Origin of the sequence: Pseudomonas putida (assembly GCF_022627325.1) — a bacterium.
In the GTDB taxonomy this organism is placed as follows: Bacteria; Pseudomonadota; Gammaproteobacteria; order Pseudomonadales; family Pseudomonadaceae; genus Aquipseudomonas; species Aquipseudomonas putida_X.
In genome coordinates this window covers 1-281 of record NZ_JAETZZ010000054.1, presented here as the reverse complement: position 1 = coordinate 281, position 281 = coordinate 1, and the positions used below count along the sequence as shown (strand labels likewise).

Annotated in this window: 1 protein-coding gene; it reads right to left on the bottom strand. The window is 53.0% G+C overall.

Annotated features, from left to right (window positions below):
* Window positions 1-281 (bottom strand): hypothetical protein (locus JNA92_RS25680; RefSeq protein ID WP_241807229.1); only part of this gene is annotated, 281 nt, incomplete at both ends.

The window sequence follows — 281 nt, the reverse complement described above, 5'->3', positions numbered from 1 at the left end:
ACTGATCCGCAGACGGGTGTTTGCTGGCGGAACGGAAGTAACGGTCAACGCAAAGGAACTGCTCACCACGCTCGATGCCATCGGTGCCGAACTCGGCAATTATTTTTTTCACCGCTTTCAGCATTTCGCTTCTACCCCGGTTGTAGCCCTTGGCCCAGGTGGGGTAATCGCGGTAACAGTACATTGGATTGAAGGGATTGTGACAACCCGCCGCTATTTTCAGCAGTGTGTCGTACAGGTATCTTGTGGCGAAATAGATGGCGAGGATGAACAGGGCCATC